The 16980-nt window shown below is 72.2% G+C and carries 17 protein-coding genes and 1 pseudogene; 4 read left to right on the top strand and 14 right to left on the bottom strand.

Translation table 11 applies throughout. From position 1 onward, the window contains the following. Positions 1 to 42: 42 nt before the first annotated feature. From fomD to DN051_RS15020, 9 genes are all read right to left on the bottom strand, one after another. On the bottom strand, positions 43 to 735 hold the full coding sequence (gene fomD, locus DN051_RS15060) for a cytidylyl-2-hydroxypropylphosphonate hydrolase (protein ID WP_199314933.1): 693 nt from the start codon (positions 733 to 735) through the stop codon (positions 43 to 45). An 82-nt stretch (positions 736 to 817) separates the two neighbouring features. Further along, complete coding sequence (locus DN051_RS15055) at positions 818 to 2227, bottom strand: class II fumarate hydratase (protein ID WP_053758737.1); 1410 nt, start codon at positions 2225 to 2227, stop codon at positions 818 to 820. A 90-nt stretch (positions 2228 to 2317) separates the two neighbouring features. Further along, complete coding sequence (locus DN051_RS15050) at positions 2318 to 3010, bottom strand: GntR family transcriptional regulator (protein WP_053758736.1); 693 nt, start codon at positions 3008 to 3010, stop codon at positions 2318 to 2320. A 48-nt stretch (positions 3011 to 3058) separates the two neighbouring features. Further along, positions 3059 to 4060, bottom strand: a complete 1002-nt coding sequence (locus DN051_RS15045) for a proline racemase family protein (RefSeq protein WP_053758735.1) — start codon at positions 4058 to 4060, stop codon at positions 3059 to 3061. Between the two features lie 13 nt (positions 4061 to 4073). Beyond that, positions 4074 to 4970, bottom strand: a complete 897-nt coding sequence (locus tag DN051_RS15040; protein ID WP_053758734.1) for a dihydrodipicolinate synthase family protein — start codon at positions 4968 to 4970, stop codon at positions 4074 to 4076. After that, positions 4967 to 6451, bottom strand: coding sequence for an FAD-dependent oxidoreductase (locus DN051_RS15035; RefSeq protein ID WP_112438884.1), 1485 nt, complete (start codon positions 6449 to 6451; stop codon positions 4967 to 4969). The genes DN051_RS15040 and DN051_RS15035 overlap by 4 nt, the downstream gene beginning before the upstream one ends. After that, positions 6441 to 6740: a (2Fe-2S)-binding protein gene (locus tag DN051_RS15030; protein ID WP_053758733.1), complete on the bottom strand. Its 300-nt coding sequence runs from the start codon at positions 6738 to 6740 to the stop codon at positions 6441 to 6443. Before DN051_RS15030 ends, DN051_RS15035 begins: the two co-directional genes overlap by 11 nt. Further along, complete coding sequence (locus DN051_RS15025) at positions 6737 to 7885, bottom strand: NAD(P)/FAD-dependent oxidoreductase (protein ID WP_112438883.1); 1149 nt, start codon at positions 7883 to 7885, stop codon at positions 6737 to 6739. Before DN051_RS15025 ends, DN051_RS15030 begins: the two co-directional genes overlap by 4 nt. Before the next feature lie 139 nt (positions 7886 to 8024). Continuing rightward, the gene (locus DN051_RS15020) at positions 8025 to 9692 is read right to left on the bottom strand and encodes a fumarate hydratase (RefSeq protein ID WP_162624928.1); all 1668 of its coding nucleotides are present in this window, start codon (positions 9690 to 9692) and stop codon (positions 8025 to 8027) included. A 200-nt stretch (positions 9693 to 9892) separates the two neighbouring features. On the opposite strand from DN051_RS15020, the gene DN051_RS15015 reads away from it, so the two are divergent. Then, positions 9893 to 10597, top strand: coding sequence for a DUF1707 SHOCT-like domain-containing protein (locus tag DN051_RS15015; RefSeq protein ID WP_053758731.1), 705 nt, complete (start codon positions 9893 to 9895; stop codon positions 10595 to 10597). A 174-nt stretch (positions 10598 to 10771) separates the two neighbouring features. Next, positions 10772 to 11149 (top strand): WhiB family transcriptional regulator, encoded by a 378-nt coding sequence (locus DN051_RS15010; RefSeq protein ID WP_079000807.1) that lies wholly within the window; start codon positions 10772 to 10774, stop codon positions 11147 to 11149. Between the two features lie 272 nt (positions 11150 to 11421). Here the strand turns inward: DN051_RS15010 and glpX are convergent, their stop codons facing one another. Beyond that, positions 11422 to 12453: a class II fructose-bisphosphatase gene (gene glpX, locus DN051_RS15005; RefSeq protein ID WP_053758729.1), complete on the bottom strand. Its 1032-nt coding sequence runs from the start codon at positions 12451 to 12453 to the stop codon at positions 11422 to 11424. Between the two features lie 125 nt (positions 12454 to 12578). On the opposite strand from glpX, the gene DN051_RS15000 reads away from it, so the two are divergent. Then, positions 12579 to 13112: a DUF4245 domain-containing protein gene (locus tag DN051_RS15000; protein ID WP_053758728.1), complete on the top strand. Its 534-nt coding sequence runs from the start codon at positions 12579 to 12581 to the stop codon at positions 13110 to 13112. A gap of 118 nt (positions 13113 to 13230) precedes the next feature. Here the strand turns inward: DN051_RS15000 and DN051_RS14995 are convergent, their stop codons facing one another. The 4 genes and pseudogenes from DN051_RS14995 to DN051_RS14980 form a co-directional block, all read right to left on the bottom strand. Then, on the bottom strand, positions 13231 to 13821 hold the full coding sequence (locus DN051_RS14995) for a malonic semialdehyde reductase (RefSeq protein ID WP_053758727.1): 591 nt from the start codon (positions 13819 to 13821) through the stop codon (positions 13231 to 13233). Positions 13822 to 14051: 230 nt separating this feature from the next. After that, entirely contained in the window at positions 14052 to 14288 is a 237-nt protein-coding gene (locus DN051_RS14990) for an exodeoxyribonuclease VII small subunit (RefSeq protein WP_053758726.1), read from the bottom strand. Next, a complete protein-coding gene (gene xseA, locus DN051_RS14985) occupies positions 14285 to 15517 on the bottom strand; it encodes an exodeoxyribonuclease VII large subunit (RefSeq protein WP_053758725.1) in 1233 nt (410 codons plus the stop codon). The genes DN051_RS14990 and xseA overlap by 4 nt, the downstream gene beginning before the upstream one ends. A gap of 109 nt (positions 15518 to 15626) precedes the next feature. Continuing rightward, a pseudogene (locus DN051_RS14980) lies at positions 15627 to 15815 on the bottom strand (amino acid permease); the annotation flags it as partial. A gap of 116 nt (positions 15816 to 15931) precedes the next feature. Here DN051_RS14980 and DN051_RS14975 point away from each other — a divergent pair. Further along, positions 15932 to 16954, top strand: coding sequence for a 4-hydroxy-3-methylbut-2-enyl diphosphate reductase (locus tag DN051_RS14975; protein ID WP_053758723.1), 1023 nt, complete (start codon positions 15932 to 15934; stop codon positions 16952 to 16954). Positions 16955 to 16980 lie beyond the last annotated feature (26 nt).

Here is a 16980-nt window from a genome sequence, read left to right as displayed (position 1 = left end):
AGGACGATCCTACGTTTCTCGCCCCGGGGCGCATCAAGGGTCTCATGAGGACACATGCGCGGGCGTACGATCCCAGTCGTCCGGCAGCAACGGGACGGACCAGGACGGATCGGGACGCCAGTCCTCCCATCCGTCCGAGAACGGCGTACCCCAGGCCCGGATCACCTCCACCGCGGACTCTCCCGCCGCTCTGACCCGCGCGGCCGAGCGGGCGTCCATCAACCCGTCCCGCTGGGCCTGCGCGAACTCGTCCTCGTCCCGCCAGTACCAACTGCCGTCGGGGTCGACGGAGATGTCGAGAAAGTGATCCTCGGAGTCCACGCCGCCGTCCCAACGCGCGAGGGGCTCCTCAAGATTGACGTACCAGTTCTTGAACCGCCAGCCCGGCTCCCAGAACAGCCACACCGACCAGGGCAGGCCGGGCTGCGCCAGCTTCAGCACACCCGTGCCGAACCAGCGGTCGCGCTGCACGGCCCGCGGCTTGGTGTAGCGCGACCGGAGCGGCTCCATGTGCACCGGCGTGCCGTCGGCGAGCACCGGCTTGACGCATTCGGTGCCCGGTGCCATCCAGACGGCCAGCAGGTCCGGATCGTGCCGGACGACGGTGACCGGGCGCGCGATGTGGAAGCGGTTCCCGGCGTTCTCCCGGTACCGCCACAGGATCTGGCTCCCGGGCGCCCAGAAGGCCGTAGCTCCGCCCGCTTCCACGCGTCTCACCGCTCCGTCGTCCGCCATGCACAGATATTAGGTGTCACAGGCATACGACGCTGCGGCGCGTGCCACGGTTCACGCGCCGGTCATGTACCGGAACGACTCGTTACGGATGTGTCATCCGCAGCACGTCCAGCGCCTCGTCGAGCTGCTCGACGGTCAGGTCGCCCCGCTCCACGTAGCCGCCCTCCAGGACGACCTGACGGATCGTCTTGCGCTCGGCCAGCGACTTCTTGGCGACCTTCGCCGCCTCCTCGTACCCGATGTACTTGTTGAGCGGGGTGACCACGGACGGCGACGACTCGGCGTACTCGCGGGCCCGCTCCCGGTCGGCGGTGATGCCGTCGACGGTCCGGTCGGCGAGCAGCCGCGTGGCGGTGGACAGCAGCCGGACGGACTCCAGGACGTTCTTCGCCAGCACCGGGAGCATCACGTTCAGCTCGAAGTTGCCCGACGCGCCCGCCCAGGCGACCGTCGCGTCGTTGCCGGTGACCTGCGCGGCGACCATCAGGACCGCCTCCGGAATGACCGGGTTGACCTTGCCGGGCATGATCGACGAGCCGGGCTGGAGGTCGGGCAGCGCGATCTCGGCGAGCCCGGTGCGCGGCCCCGAGGCCATCCACCGGAGATCGTTGGAGATCTTCGTCAGCCCCACGGCGATGGTCCGCAGCTGCCCGCTGGTCTCCACGATCGCGTCCCGGGCGCCCTGCGCCTCGAAGTGGTCGCGCGCCTCGGTGAGCGGCAGCCCGGTGGCGCGGGCCACCTCCTCGATGACGGCGGCGGAGAAGCCGGGCGGGGTGTTGATCCCGGTGCCGACCGCGGTGCCGCCCAGCGGCAGTTCCGCGAGCCGCGGCAGGGAGGACCGCAGCCGCTCGACGCCGTACCGCACCTGGGCGGCGTATCCGCCGAACTCCTGGCCCAGGGTGACGGGCGTGGCGTCCATCAGGTGCGTGCGGCCCGATTTCACGACATCGGCGAACTCCTGCGACTTACGGGTCAGCGACGCCGCCAGGTGCTCCAGCGCGGGCACCAGATCGCGGGTGACGGCCGCGGTCGCGGCGATGTGCAGGGACGACGGGAAGACGTCGTTGGACGACTGCGAGGCGTTGACGTGGTCGTTGGGGTGGACGGCCCGGCCGAGCCGCTCGGTGGCGAGGGTGGCGATGACCTCGTTGGTGTTCATGTTGGACGAGGTCCCGGACCCGGTCTGGAAGACGTCGACGGGGAAGTGCGCGTCCCACCGGCCCTCCGCGACCTCGGCCGCGGCCTCCTGGATCGCCTCGGCGATGTCCTTGTCGAGCACCCCGAGCCGTGCGTTCACCTTCGCGGCGGCGCCCTTGATCCGGGCCAGTGCCTCGATGTGCGCCCGCTCCAGGCGCTGTCCGGAGATGGGGAAGTTCTCCACCGCGCGCTGGGTCTGGGCCCGCCACTTGGCGTCCGCGGGGACCCGTACCTCCCCCATGGAATCGTGCTCGATGCGGTAGCTCTGGTCGCCGTCGTCGGCAGTCGTCGTCATCGTTGTCGTACCTCCGTGAGCAAGAGCGTGTCGCGCGCCGGGCCCTATTCCCGTTCCGGGACGGCTGATCCCGACGGGGCCCGGGTCACCTCACGAGTGTCCGCCGCCGTCCGGCCCGGGGGCCGCCCACAGGCCGCGGACATGGCCGAGATGGCGGGTCATGACGGCTCGTACGGCGTCCTCGTCGCGGGCCAGCAGCGCGTCCAGCAGCTCCAGGTGCTCCTCCGCCGACGCCCGGAGCCGGCCCTCCTCCACGAGCTTGGTCAGCCCGTAGAGGCGGGCGCGGCCGCGCAGGTCGCGCACCACCTCGACGAGGTGGGCGTTGCCCGCCAGGGCGAGCAGGCCCAGATGGAACCGGGTGTCCGCTTCGACGTACGCGATCAGGTCGCCGGCCGCCGCCGCCGTCACGATCTCCTGCGCGACCGGGCGCAGCGCCCGCAGCGCCACCGGGTCGGCGGTGCGGGCCAGCGCGGCCGTCGTGGGGATCTCGACCAGCGCGCGGATGTGGGTGTACTCGTCGAGCTGCCGCTCCGAGACGGCCGTGACCCGGAAGCCCTTGTTCGGGACGGCGTCGACCAGGCCCTCCTTGGCGAGGTCCAGCATCGCCTCGCGCACCGGGGTGGCGGACACCCCGAACCGGGCGGCGAGCGCGGGCGCCGAGTACACCTCGCCGGTGCGCAGCTCACCGGCGATCAGCGCGGCGCGCAGCGCGTCCGCGACCCGCTCGCGGTAGCTGCTCTTCTTACCGCCCAGCGTGGGCAGGCTGGGCGCGTGCGCGGGCATGGTGTGTCGTCTCCTGACTGTGCTATGTCACGTGCCGCCAGTATCCCTTCACAGGACGAACCCGGCGGGGAAGGGGTCGTCCGGATCGAGCAGGTACTGCGCCGTGCCCGTGATCCACGCCCGGCCCGTGAAGCTCGGCAGCACGGCGGGCACCCCGGCGACCTCCGTCGTGCCCAGCAGCCGGCCCGTGAACCGGGTGCCGATGAAGGACTCGTTGACGAACTCCGTGTGCAGCGGCAGTTCGCCCCGCGCGTGCAGCTGCGCCATCCGCGCACTGGTTCCCGTGCCGCAGGGCGAGCGGTCGAACCAGCCCGGGTGGATGGCCATCGCGTGGCGGGAGCGGCGCGCGGTGGAGCCGGGCGCGATCAGGTGGACATGGTGCAGTCCGCGGATCGACGGGTCCTCCGGGTGGACCGGCTCCTCCTTCGCGTTGACGGCGTCCATCAGCGAGAGGCCCGCCCGCAGGATGTCGTCCTTGCGGGCGCGGTCGAAGGGCAGCCCGAACTCCGCGAGCGGCAGGATGGCGTAGAAGTTGCCGCCGTAGGCCAGGTCGTAGGTCACCGTCCGCCCGTCCGCCAGGGTCGCCCGGCGGTCCAGGGCGACGCTGAAGGACGGCACGTTCCGCAGGGTCACGTCGCGGGCCGCGCCGTTCTCGACGGCGACCTCGGCGACCACCGGGCCCGCCGGAGTGTCGAGCCGGATGGTGGTGACCGGCTCGGTCACCTCGACCATGCCGGTCTCGACGAGGACCGTGGCCACCCCGATGGTGCCGTGTCCGCACATCGGCAGACAGCCGGAGACCTCGATGTAGACCACGCCCCAGTCGCAGTCCGGCCGGGTGGGCGGCTGGAGGATCGCCCCGCTCATGGCGGAGTGGCCGCGCGGCTCGTTCATCAGCAACTGCTTGATGTCGTCGCGGTGGTCGCGGAAGTACAGCCGCCGCTCGTTCATGGTCGCGCCGGGGATGGTGCCCACGCCGCCGGTGATCACCCGGGTCGGCATGCCCTCGGTGTGCGAGTCGACGGCGTGGAGTACGAGTCTGCTGCGCATGGCTCCGCCTTCCTCAGCCGAGTCCCGCGGCCACGGCCCGCTCGGTGGCGGCCCGCACCTCGTCCCGCTGCCCGGGCAGCAGCGGCACGCGCGGCGGCCGGCAGGGACCGCCGTACCGTCCGACGACGTCCATGGAGAGCTTGATGGCCTGGACGAACTCGACCTGCGAGTCCCAGCGCAGCAGCGGGTGGAGCTGCTCGTACAGTTTCCGGGCCGTGGCCAGGTCGCCGTCGACGGCCGCCCGGTACAGCCGCACGCTCGCCCCCGGCAGGGCGTTCGGGTACCCGGCGATCCAGCCCTTGGCGCCGGCGACGGCCAGTTCCAGCAGTACGTCGTCGGCGCCGACCAGCAGGTCGAGGTCGGGGGCGAGTTCGGCGATCCGGTAGGCGCGGCGGACGTCGCCGGAGAACTCCTTCACGGCCTGGACGTGACCCTCGCCGTGCAGCTTCGCCAGCAGTTCGGGGACCAGGTCGACCTTGGTGTCGATGGGGTTGTTGTACGCCACGACGGGCACGCCCGCCCGCGCGACCTCGGCGTAGTGGGCGAGCACGGAGCGCTCGTCGGCGCGGTAGGCGTTGGGCGGCAGCAGCATGACGGCCCCGCAGCCGGCGTCCCGCGCCTGCTCGGCCCAGCGCCGGGCTTCCGCCGACCCGTACGCGGCGACGCCGGGCATCACGCGGTCACCGCCGACCGCCGCGACCGCGGTCTCGACGACCCGGGCCCGCTCCTCGGGGGTGAGGACCTGGTACTCGCCGAGGGAGCCGTTGGGCACGACGCCGTCGCAGCCGTTCTCCACCAGCCAGGCGCAGTGCTCGGCGTACCGGCCGTGGTCGACGGAGAGGTCGTCGCGCAGCGGAAGCGCGGTGGCGACGAGAACACCGCGCCAGGGACGCTCGTACGGAACGGTCATGAAAGCCCCTTCGAAGGAGTCGGGTCGGGCGGGTCGATCTGGTCGTGCTCGTCGTGCCGGTCGGGTGCCTCGGGGTGCCCTGGTGCGTCGGGCCGGTCCGGCGGGGTCGCGAGTACGCCGAGCGGCACCGGCCGGGCGATCGGACGGCGGGTCGGGGTGAGGTCGCACCCGGCGACGCCGGCGACCCCGGGGGCGCAGATCCGCCCCTGGCACCAGCCCATCCCGGCCCGGGTCAGCAGCTTCACGGTGCGCAGATCACCGGCACCGAGATCGCGCACGGCCGAGCGCACGGCCCCCGCGGTGACGTCCTCGCAGCGGCAGGCGACCGTGTCGTCGGTGACCAGCTCGGGCCACTGCCGGGGCGGGGCGTAGACACCGTCCAGGGCCGCGAAGAACGCGCGCAGCCGGGTGCGGACCCGAGCGGCCCCGGCCCAGGCGTCCGGGTCGGGTGCCGTACCGGCCAGCCGGGCCGCGACGGAGTGTCCGGCGATGTGGCCCTCGGCGAGCGCGAGGGCGGCTCCGCCGATTCCGGTGGCCTCCCCGGCGGCCCACACGCCGGGCACGTCGGTGCGCTGTTCGTCGTCGACGTGCACGTCCGGCCCGTCGAGCCGGCAGCCCAGCGTCTCGGCGAGGTCGGTGTGCGGCAGCATGCCGTGGCTCACCGCCAGCGTGTCGCAGGCCAGCCGCCGCAGGGTGCCCGCCCTCGGGCGTCCCTCGGCGTCGAGGGCGGCCACGGTCACGGCCTCCAGCCGGTCCCCGCCGTGCGCCTCGACGACGGTGTGGCGGCCCCTGAACGGGATCCGGTGGCGCACGAGTCCGGCCGCGTACCCGGCGCCCTCGGCGAGCTTGGCGGGCTCGGCGGCCAGGGCGCGGGAGCGGCGGACGAAGTCTTTCGGACCGGCGGACTCGACGAGCGCGACGACCGCGGCGCCCGCCCCGGCCAGCCCGGTGGCCACCGGCAGCAGCAGCGGTCCGGTGCCGGCCACGACCGCGCGGCGGCCGGGCAGGACGAGCCCGCCCTTCAGCATGGCCTGCGCCCCGCCCGCGGTGAGCACCCCCGGCAGCGTCCAGCCGGGGAACGGCAGCACCTTCTCGTACCCGCCGGTGGCGAGCAGCACGGACGCGGCGCGCACCGCGACGGACCGGTCCTGCTCCGGCCCGAGCAGCGCGTGCACGGTGAGGCCGTCCGCCTCCCGCTCCACGGCCCACACATGATGTTCCGTCAGGCAGGTGACGCGTCCGCGGTCGACGAGCGTGTCGAGCGCGGCGCGCAGCCGCCGCCAGGTGCGCCACTGGTGGTGCAGCGCCCCGGGGCGGCGTGCCCCGAGGCCGGCAGCGGGCTGCCGGTAGAACTGCCCGCCCGGCCCCGGGGCGGCGTCGAGCAGGACCACGCGCACCCCGAGCCCGGCGGCGGCCACGGCGGCCGCGAGGCCGGCCGGTCCGGCGCCGACCACGGCGAGGCCCGCCGGTTCACGCGTCATGACCGGTGCCCTCCTGCGTACGGATGTCGGCGCCGGGCACGGCCGGGACGAGGCAGGCCCGCTGGTTGGGGCGGCCGTCGACGGTGACCAGGCAGTCGTGGCAGACCCCGATCCCGCAGAAGACCCCGCGCGGGCTGCCCGACGTCCGGGTGGTGCGCCAGGAGGTGATGCCCGCCGCCCAGAGCACGGCGGCGACGGTCCGGCCGGGCAGCGCGGGGATCTCCCGGCCGTCGAACGTGACGGTGAACGGGGCGTCCGGGCGTGCCCGGACCAGGCGCAGCGGATTCACGAGGCCTCCGGGAAGCGGTCGGGGCGAAACGGCGTCAGGTCCAGCTCCGGGGACTTCCCGCCCAGCGCCTGCGCGATCAGATGGCCGGTGCCGGTCGCCAGCCCGATGCCCGCGCCCTCGTGCCCGCAGGCGTGGTACAGCCCCGGCACCCTGGGGTCGGGCCCCACGGCGGGCAGATGGTCCGGCAGATACGGGCGGAAGCCCAGATACGACCGCAGCACCCGTACGTCCTCCAGGAACGGGAACAGGCGGGTCGCGCCCGCCGCGAGGGCCCGCACCACCGGCAGCGAGAAGGTGCGGTCGAAGCCGAGCCGTTCCCGGCTGGCGCCGATCAGCACCGGCCCGGCGGCGGTGCCCTCGACCACCGGCGAGGTCTGCAGGGCCGCCGAATCGCTGGCGACGTCGGCCACGTAGTCCGCGGCGTACACCTTGTGCCGGATCCGGCGCGGCAGGGGTTCGGTGACCAGGACGAAGCCGCGCCGGGGGAGGACGGGCAGGTGCACCCCGGCCAGCGCAGCCACCTCGCCGCTCCAGGTACCGGCCGCGTTCACCACGTACGGCGCGTGCAGGTCGCCCCGGTCCGTGCGCACGCCGCGCACCGATCCGTCGGCGGCGCGCAGCACGCCGGTGACCGTGCGGCCGGTCTCGACCCGCGCGCCCGAGAGGCGGACGAGGTGTGCCGCCGCCAGGGCCGGCATCACCTGGGCGTCCTGCGGATAGTGCACACCGCCGGCCGGCCCGGGCGCCAGGTACGGCTCCAGCTCGCCCAGCCGGTCCGCCGGGACGCTCTCGGCGTCGACACCGGCGGCCCGCTGCCCGGCCGCGAACTCCTCCAGCGCGGCGAGCCCTTCGGGCGATTCGGCGACCACGACGCCGCCCTTCGGCTCGTACTCGACCGTGTCCCCGGCCTCCCGCGCCAGCTCGGTCCACAGGCGGCCGGACAGCAGGGCGAGGTCCAGCTCGGGACCCGGCGCCTTGTCGGAGACGAGCAGATTGCCCTCGCCCGCGCCAGTGGTGCCGCCCGCCACCGGACCACGGTCCACCACCACGGTGTCCAGGCCCGCACGAGCCGCGTACAGCGCGCAGGCGGCGCCCACCATCCCGGCTCCGACGACCATGACATCGCAGGTCAGTCGCTTGCTCACGCCAGTACTATGTCACATACCGCACTGTCGGAACAGGGTCCGGGAACGCGGGATCGGGGTGCGCGAACACGGGACCGCCCCGGCCTCCGTGGGGAGACCGGGGCGGTACGAGCGGGCGCGGGGGCCGCGCCGCCGGGTGTCAGGCCAGGCCGGGACCGCGCACCGGGATGTGTGTGAAGGTCGGCTCCGGCGCCGGGTTCTGGAAGAAGTCGTTGCCCTTGTCGTCCACGACGATGAACGCCGGGAAGTCCTCGACCTCGATCTTCCAGACCGCCTCCATGCCGAGCTCCTCGTACTCGACGACCTCGACCTTCTTGATGCAGTCCTGGGCGAGGCGGGCGGCGGGGCCGCCGATGGAGCCGAGGTAGAAACCGCCGTGGGTGCCGCAGGCGTCGGTGACCTGCTTGCTGCGGTTGCCCTTCGCCAGCATCACCTTGGAGCCGCCGGCCGCCTGGAACTGCTCGACGTAGGAGTCCATACGGCCGGCCGTGGTCGGGCCGAAGGAGCCGGAGGCGTAGCCCTCGGGCGTCTTCGCCGGGCCCGCGTAGTACACCGGGTGGTCCTTGAGGTACTGCGGCATCTCCTCGCCGGCGTCCAGCCGCTCCTTGATCTTGGCGTGCGCGATGTCGCGGGCCACGACCAGCGGGCCGTTGAGGGAGAGGCGGGTCTTGACCGGGTACTTGGTCAGCTCCGCGAGGATGTCGTCCATTGGCTGGTTCAGGTCGATCCTGACGACGTCGGAGGACTCGTCCAGGTGCTCGTCCGTCGTCTCCGGCAGGAAGCGCGCCGGGTCGGTCTCCAGCTGCTCCAGGAAGACGCCCTCCGCGGTGATCTTCGCGACGGCCTGGCGGTCGGCGGAGCAGGACACCGCGATCGCGACCGGGCAGGACGCGCCGTGCCGGGGCAGGCGGACCACGCGCACGTCGTGGCAGAAGTACTTGCCGCCGAACTGCGCCCCGATGCCGATCTTCTGGGTCAGCTCGAAGACCTTCTCCTCCAGCTCCTTGTCCCGGAAGCCGTGCCCGAGCGGCGAACCCTCGGTGGGGATCTCGTCCAGGTAGTGCGCCGAGGCGTACTTGGCGGTCTTCAGCGCGTACTCCGCGCTCGTGCCGCCGACCACGATGGCCAGGTGGTACGGCGGACAGGCGGCCGTGCCCAGCGAACGGATCTTCTCCTCCAGGAACTTCATCATGGAGCCCTCGTTGAGGACCGCCTTCGTCTCCTGGTAGAGGAACGACTTGTTGGCGGAGCCGCCGCCCTTGGCCATGATCAGGAACTTGTACGCCCCGCCGTCCGTCGCGTACAGCTCGATCTGCGCCGGGAGGTTGGAGCCGGTGTTCTTCTCCTCCCACATGGTCAGCGGCGCCATCTGCGAGTAGCGCAGGTTGAGCCGGGTGTAGGCGTCGTAGACGCCGCGGCTCAGCGCCTCCTCGTCACCGCCCTCGGTGAGGACGTTCTGGCCGCGCTTGCCCATGACGATCGCCGTACCGGTGTCCTGGCACATGGGCAGCACGCCCGCGGCGGCGATGTTCGCGTTCTTCAGCAGGTCCAGCGCCACGAACTTGTCGTTGCTCGACGCCTCGGGGTCGTCGATGATCCGGCGCAGCTGCGCCAGGTGCGCGGGGCGCAGGTAGTGCTGGATGTCGTGGATGGCCTCCTCGGCCAGCTTGCGCAGGGCCTCCGGCTCGACCTTGAGGAACGTTCGCCCGTCGGCCTCGAAGGTGGAGACACCTTCGGAGGTCACCAGCCGGTAGGGGGTGGTGTCCTCTCCCATCGGGAGCAGATCGGTGTACGCGAACTCAGGCATCTCGCCCATTCCTCACTCTACGGACGGCTGCCCGCCGACACTGGCGGGCTTCAACAGCGTAGGACGTGCCGCGCGCGCCGAGGTTGTGAGGTAAGGCTCAGTTCGACCCGATCGTTCACCGGGCCCGGACCGCGGCCGGCGGCACCGCCGGCCGCAACGGAGGGCTATCGCGATCTATCGTGTTTGGGTACGCTGCTGGTGTGGACCTTCAGAAGCAGACCGCTCCCGCTGCCGCCTCCCCTCCCGCCGCCTCCGAACTGCGCGCCTCCGACGCCGACCGCGACCGCGTGGCGGACATCCTGCGGGACGCCCTCGCCGAGGGGCGCCTGACCGCCGAGGAGCACGCCGAGCGGGTCGAGGACGTCTACCGCGCGAAGACGGTGGGCGAACTGGAGCCGCTGGTCCGGGATCTGCCGGGCGCCCACCAGGTGCAGGCCGCCCCGGCGTACGTGTCCGTGCCGAACCGCCCGACGCCAGGGGAGATACCGGCCGACCCGGACGACAACGTCGTCGCGGTGTTCAGCAGCGCCGTCCGCAAGGGGCGCTGGCGGGCCGGCCGCCGCATCCACGCCTACTCGGTCTTCGGCAGCGTCGAGATCGACCTGAGCGAGGCGATCTTCGAGTACCAGCAGGTCGTCATCAAGGCGTTCACCCTCTTCGGCAACATCGAGGTCCGCGTGCCGGAGAACGTCTCGCTGCGCGGCGCGGGCGGCGGCGTTCTCGGCAACTTCGAGGTGGACACGCTGGACGCGACCGACCCGCAGGCGCCGGTCGTCTTCGTGGACGGCTGGGCGGTGCTGGGCAACATCGAGGCGCGACCCAAGCGGGGCAAGATCGTCGCGGACATCCTCGACCGTGTGCAGCGCAAGGTCGACAAGAGTTTGCGCAAGCACCTTTCGCATTGACGGTTGTGAAGCCGCGGGGGGTTCGCGGGGATCCGGCCACCCGTCGCGAGTCCCCGCCGTCGCACAGGAACGCACGAACTCCAGCGGTTGGGGACTCCCTGCATAGGCACGCGTACAGCGGGTAGACCTTGACGCATCGTCTCTCGCTCGCGAAGCCGTCGTCAGGAGTAGACCGTGCTGCAACCGCCGCATTCGTCCCTGCAGGTAGCTGCCGTTCCGGCCCAGCGGGGGCCAGTGCGAGACAGGGACCAAGACGCACCCTGGCACACGGAGGCCGTGTGCCGGCGCGACGAGGCCGGCCTGTTCTTCGCGCCGTCCAAGGAGCCGACCGCCGCGCGGCTGTCCCGGGAGGAGGCGGCCAAGCGGGTCTGCGCCCGGTGCCCCGTCATGGTCGAGTGCCGCGAACACGCCCTGATCCAGCCCGAGCCGTACGGCGTCTGGGGCGGCCTGACCGCCGCCGAACGCCGGGTGGTCCTGGCCCGGCGCCGCCGCCGTGAACTGGACCTGAAGAAGGTCTCCCGCGCCACGGGCACCATAGCCGCAGCAGGCTGACCCCCACACAATGAAAGGGCGCCCCCACCGCACCGGGGGCGCCCTCAGAACCACACCCACGCACAGGGAGCGCGGGGACCTGTCACCCCTCAGCAGGGGCGCGGGGACCTGTCGACAGGGTGGCGGGAGTGCTTCAGCAGGGCCGCCGGGGACCTGTCGGCAGGGCCGCGGGAACCGGCCGGCCTCAGAAGGGCGCGGGGAACTGCGCGACAAGCCCCCACGACCCGCGGCCGACCCACCACCTCACCCCCGCCCCTTCCCACCCCGCGGGGCTACTTCGCCCGATCGAAATCAATCGCGCTGTACGCCCGCAACTTGCTCAACCGGTGCTCGGAGTCGATCCTCCGCACCGTTCCGGACCGCGACCGCATCACGATCGAGTCGGTCGTGGCCGTCTCGGCCCGGTACCGCACACCCCGCAGCAGCTCCCCATCGGTGATCCCGGTCGCGACGAAGAACACGTTCTCCCCGGTGACCAGGTCCTCCGTGGTCAGCACCCGATCGAGGTCGTGCCCGGCGTCCAGCGCCCGCTGCCGCTCCTCGTCGTCCTTGGGCCACAGCTTGCCCTGGATCGTGCCGCCCAGGCACTTCACGGCGCAGGCCGAGATGATGCCCTCCGGCGTACCGCCGACACCGAGCAGCAGGTCGATACCGGTGCCCTCGCGCAGCGCCAGGATCGAGCCCGCCACATCACCGTCGGTGATCAGCTTGATGCGCGCGCCGGTGTCCCGGATCTCCTTGATGATCCCCTCGTGCCGGGGCCGGTCGAGAATGACGACGGTGACGTCCTCCGGCGTGCCCCGCTTGGCCTTGGCCACCCGGCGGATGTTGACCGAGACGGGCGCGTCGATGTCGACGAAGTCGGCCGCCTCGGGGCCGGTGACCAGCTTGTCCATGTAGAAGACGGCGGACGGGTCGAACATCGACCCGCGTTCGGCGGCGGCGAGCACCGCGATGGCGTTCGGCATGCCCTTCGCGGTCAGCGTGGTGCCGTCGATCGGGTCCACCGCGATGTCGCACTCGGGCCCGGTCCCGTCGCCGACGCGCTCCCCGTTGAAGAGCATCGGGGCTTCGTCCTTCTCGCCCTCGCCGATGACGACGACGCCGTTCATGGAGACGGTGGAGACGAGGCTGCGCATGGCGCGTACCGCGGCACCGTCGGCGCCGTTCTTGTCACCGCGGCCCACCCAGCGGCCGGCGGCCATCGCCGCGGCCTCGGTCACACGGACGAGTTCCAGGGCGAGGTTGCGGTCGGGGGCCTCGGAAGGGACATCGAGTTCGGACGGCAGTTGATGCTCGGTCATCGGAACGCACCTTTCTGATACGACGACGGCCGGATGAGGGTGTTCCCACGACTCTATCCTCAGCCCGACAGAATGAGCAGGGCCCCCCACGGATGAGCGGGCGAGGGACCTGCGACGATAGGAGCGTGGCAGGTACGAACGGCAAGCAGAAGACGGCCCGGGGCATGGTGCTCTCCCTGGGCGTGTGTGTGCTCGCGGCGGGATTCGTCTACATCTTCCTCCCGCGCGACGGCAGCGCACCCGACCTCAAGCGGGTCGACTACCGGGTCGAGTTGCTGACGGCACGCCGCGCCGCCGCCTACGCGGTGGCCGCCCCCGAGGGCCTGCCGCAGAGCTGGAAGGCGACGTCCGTCCGTTTCGACGGCACCCGGAGCGACGAGTGGCACCTGGGCTTCCACACCCCCGACGGTGAGTACGTGGCGCTGGAGCAGTCCGCCGGCAAGCGGTCCGCCGTCATCGAGGAAGCCAGCCAGGGCGCGCGGGAGACGGACGTCACCGAGGACATCGGCGGCCGTACGTGGGTGCGCTACACCGGCGGCCGGTACGACGCGCTCGTGCTGGCCGAGGGGGAGCAGCCCGCGGAGGCGACCACGGTGGTCGCCGGCACGGGGTCGTTCGAGCAGCTGGCGCAGGTGGCCCGGGCGCTGCGCACGGGCTGACCGCCCGCACCTCGAGTCGAACAGGACACACGAAAGGCCCCCGGCGCCGTTGCCGGGGGCCTTCGCCGTGCTCACGCCCTGTCGCAGGCGTCGCAGGCGTCGCAGGCTCTCAGGTGTCTCAGACGGTCGTGACGATCTCGTCGTACCGGAGGCGCGGCGAGCGCGAGTGCCAGGCGTCCGGGCCGGGCCTGCCGATGTTGACCACCATCAGCGGAACGTGGTCGTCGTCCAGGAACTCCTTCTGGACGGCGGCGTAGTCCATGCCGTTCATCGGGCCGGCGGCCAGACCTGCGGCGCGGATGCCCATGATGAAGTACGCGGCCTGGAGCGAGGCGTTGACCTGGGCGGACGCCTCGCGGACCGGGCGCTCGGAGAAGATCAGCTCCTTCGCCTGCGGGAAGTGCGGGAACAGGTGCGGAAGCTCCTCGTGGAACTCGTTGTCCGCGACGAGGATCGCGACCAGCGGGGCGGCGGCGGTCTTGGCCCGGTTGCCCTCGGACATGCAGTTCACCAGGCGCTCGCGGGCCTCGGCGGAGCGGACGAGGACGATGCGCAGCGGCGACTGGTTGTAGGCGGTCGGGCCGTACTTCACCAGGTCGTAGATCGCCTGTACCTGCTCGTCGGTCACCGGCTCGTCGGTGAACGTGTTGGCGGTGCGGGCCTCGCGGAACAGCAGGTCCTGGGCGGCGGAGTCAAGAACGAGAGACATCGGGAACTTTCTGGGTCTTTGTGTCGGAATCCGGGGGTGCGGACTGGCTGACACGACGACCGTACGTCGATAAAGTTCAACGTTCAACCAAAAGGTGGCCCGCGGTGATCCACCTCACAGAACACCCGCATCCGTCACGCGGAGCCGCTCCGGCTTTCCCCGGGTCCCCGGCCGCCCCGGCGGGCCCCGTCACCAACCGCCCTCGTCACCCGCCATCCCTGGCGTCCCCCTCACACGGCGTCCCCGCCGATCTCGTCCTCCTCCGCCTCCTCGGCCAGCGCCGCGTCCAGCCGGGCCCGCGCCCCCTCCAGCCACCGCCGGCACACCTTCGCCAGCTCCTCGCCCCGCTCCCACAGCGCGAGCGACTCCTCCAGCGTCGTACCGCCCGCTTCCAGGCGGCGTACGACCTCGATCAGCTCGTCGCGCGCCTGCTCGTAGCCGAGCGTCTCCTCCACCTTGCTGCTCATTCGCCCTCCCTGGGACCTGACTCGACATCGACTCGTACGGAGAACTCGCCCTCGGCCACCCGGGCCCGCAGCCGCTCGTCCGCCGTCACCTCGTCCGGGCCGCGCACCACGTGCCCGTCGGACTTCTGGAGCACCGCGTAGCCCCGCTTCAGGGTGGCGGCCGGGGAGAGCGCCACCACGCGCGCGTGCGTGTGCGTCAGCTCCGACTCGGCCCGGTCGAGGTGGTGTCCCAGACACCGCCGCCCCCGGTCGATCAGCGCGTCCACCTGGTCGGCCCGCTCGTCGATCATCCGGTGCGGATCCTGGATCGCCGGCCGCGCGAGCGCGTGCGCGAGCCCGCGCTCCTCCCGGTCCAGCAGCGCGTGGACGCAGCGCCGCGCGCGGTCGCGGAGCAGCCGTACCCGCTCGAACTCCTCGCCCACGTCCGGCACGACCTTCTTCGCGGCGTCGGTGGGAGTGGAGGCGCGCAGGTCCGCGACGTAGTCCAGGAGCGGGGTGTCGGGCTCGTGGCCGATGGCCGACACCACCGGCGTGCGGCAGGCGGCGACGGCCCGGACCAGCTCCTCGTCGGAGAACGGCAGCAGGTCCTCCACGCTGCCGCCGCCCCGCGCCACGATGATCACGTCGACGTCGTCGCTCTCGTCGAGCTCCTTCACCGCCTGCACGACCTGCGGCACCGCGTGCACACCCTGCACCGCCACGTTGCGCACCTCGAAACGGACGGCCGGCCAGCGGTGCCGGGCGTTCTCCAGCACGTCGCGCTCCGCGGCGGAGGCCCGGCCGCAGACCAGCCCGATGAGCTGGGGCAGAAACGGAAGCGGCCGCTTGCGCTCCGGCGCGAACAGGCCCTCGCCCGCCAGGGCCTTCTTCAGCCGCTCGAGACGAGCCAGCAGCTCCCCGACCCCGACGGGCCTCATCTCGGTGGCCCGCAGCGACAGCTGCCCCCGCGGGGCGTACCACTCGGGTTTCGCCAGGACGACGACTCGGGCGCCCTCGCTGACGACGTCGGCCACGGCGTCGAACACCTGCCGGTAGCAGGTGACGCTGACGGAGATGTCGTACGACGGGTCCCGCAGCGTCAGGAACACCACGCCCGCGCCCGGCCGCCGCGACAACTGCGTGATCTGCCCCTCGACCCACACCGCGCCGAGCCGGTCGATCCACCCCCCGATGAGCCGCGACACCTCACCGACGGGGATGGGGGTGTCCGCGGACGTGTTCACAGCCATGCGGCGAGCGTAATGGCCGACACCGACAATCCCGTCGCCGCGGACCACGCCCCGGCCCGGTGGACGGCACCGGTCAGCCGGCCACCGCCCTCGCGCGCCGCTGCGTCCACAGCACCGCCAGAACGCAGACCAGCGCCACCGCGCCGTGCGACCGGGCGTCCAGCGTGCCGAACACGCCCACCGGGGCCGTCGGCGCGATGGACAGCAGCCCGTACACGACCAGGTCCCGGGAGCCGAGACTGCGCCGCAGCCGCCGGCCCTCGTCCGCCACGGGCGGCGCGCTGCCGGCGTCGGACATCAGTACCTCCGATCCCTCGGCCTGTTCGAGTTCCGCCCCTCCCGTCACAGCTCCCCGCCGGTCTCCCCGGGACCGTCACGGACACGCGATCTTCGGCCCCTCGACGCGGCCTTACGATGGGTGCCATGACTGCTTCGCCTGGCCGCCGTGTCCTGCTCGCCGCCCCCCGTGGCTACTGCGCGGGTGTGGACCGCGCCGTGATCGCCGTCGAGAAAGCCCTCGAGCAGTACGGGGCCCCGGTGTATGTCCGCCACGAGATCGTCCACAACAAGTACGTCGTGCAGACCCTCCAGAAGAAGGGCGCCGTCTTCGTCGAGCGGACGGAGGAGGTACCCCCCGGGAACATCGTCATGTTCTCCGCGCACGGTGTCGCCCCCACCGTCCACGAGGAGGCCCGGCAGGGCAGCCTCGCCACCATCGACGCGACCTGCCCGCTGGTCACCAAGGTCCACAAGGAAGCCGTCCGGTTCGCGAACGAGGACTACGACATCCTCCTGATCGGCCACGAGGGCCACGAGGAGGTCATCGGCACCTCCGGCGAGGCCCCCGACCACATCCAGCTCGTCGACGGCCCCGGTGACGTCGACAAGGTCGAGGTCCGCGACCCCTCCAAGGTCGTGTGGCTGTCCCAGACGACGCTGTCCGTCGACGAGACCATGGAGACCGTCGACGCCCTGCAGCAGAAGTTCCCGCAGCTGATCTCCCCGCCGAGCGACGACATCTGCTACGCCACGCAGAACCGCCAGCTCGCGGTGAAGCAGATGGGCGCCGAGGCGGACCTGGTGATCGTGGTCGGCTCCCGCAACTCGTCCAACTCCAAGCGCCTCGTCGAGGTCGCCAAGCTGGCCGGCGCCCGCGACGCCTACCTCGTGGACTTCGCCTCCGAGATCGACGAGGCCTGGCTGGAGGGCGTGTCCACGGTCGGCGTCACCTCCGGCGCCTCCGTCCCCGAGGTCCTCGTCGAAGAGGTCCTCGAATGGCTCTCGGGCCGCGGTTACGAGGATGTCGAGATCGTCAAGGCGGCCGAGGAGTCCATCACGTTCTCCCTGCCGAAGGAGCTCCGCCGCGATCTGCGCGAGGAGGCGGCGGCGCTGATCGCCGAGCGCACGGGCGGCGGTCAGGACCCCGCCGAGAAGTGACCGTCAGTCGTCCGTCGTAACGTGGA

Source organism: Streptomyces cadmiisoli (assembly GCF_003261055.1).
GTDB classification, from domain to species: domain Bacteria; phylum Actinomycetota; class Actinomycetes; order Streptomycetales; family Streptomycetaceae; genus Streptomyces; species Streptomyces cadmiisoli.
This window is presented reverse-complemented; position numbering and strand designations above follow the sequence as displayed.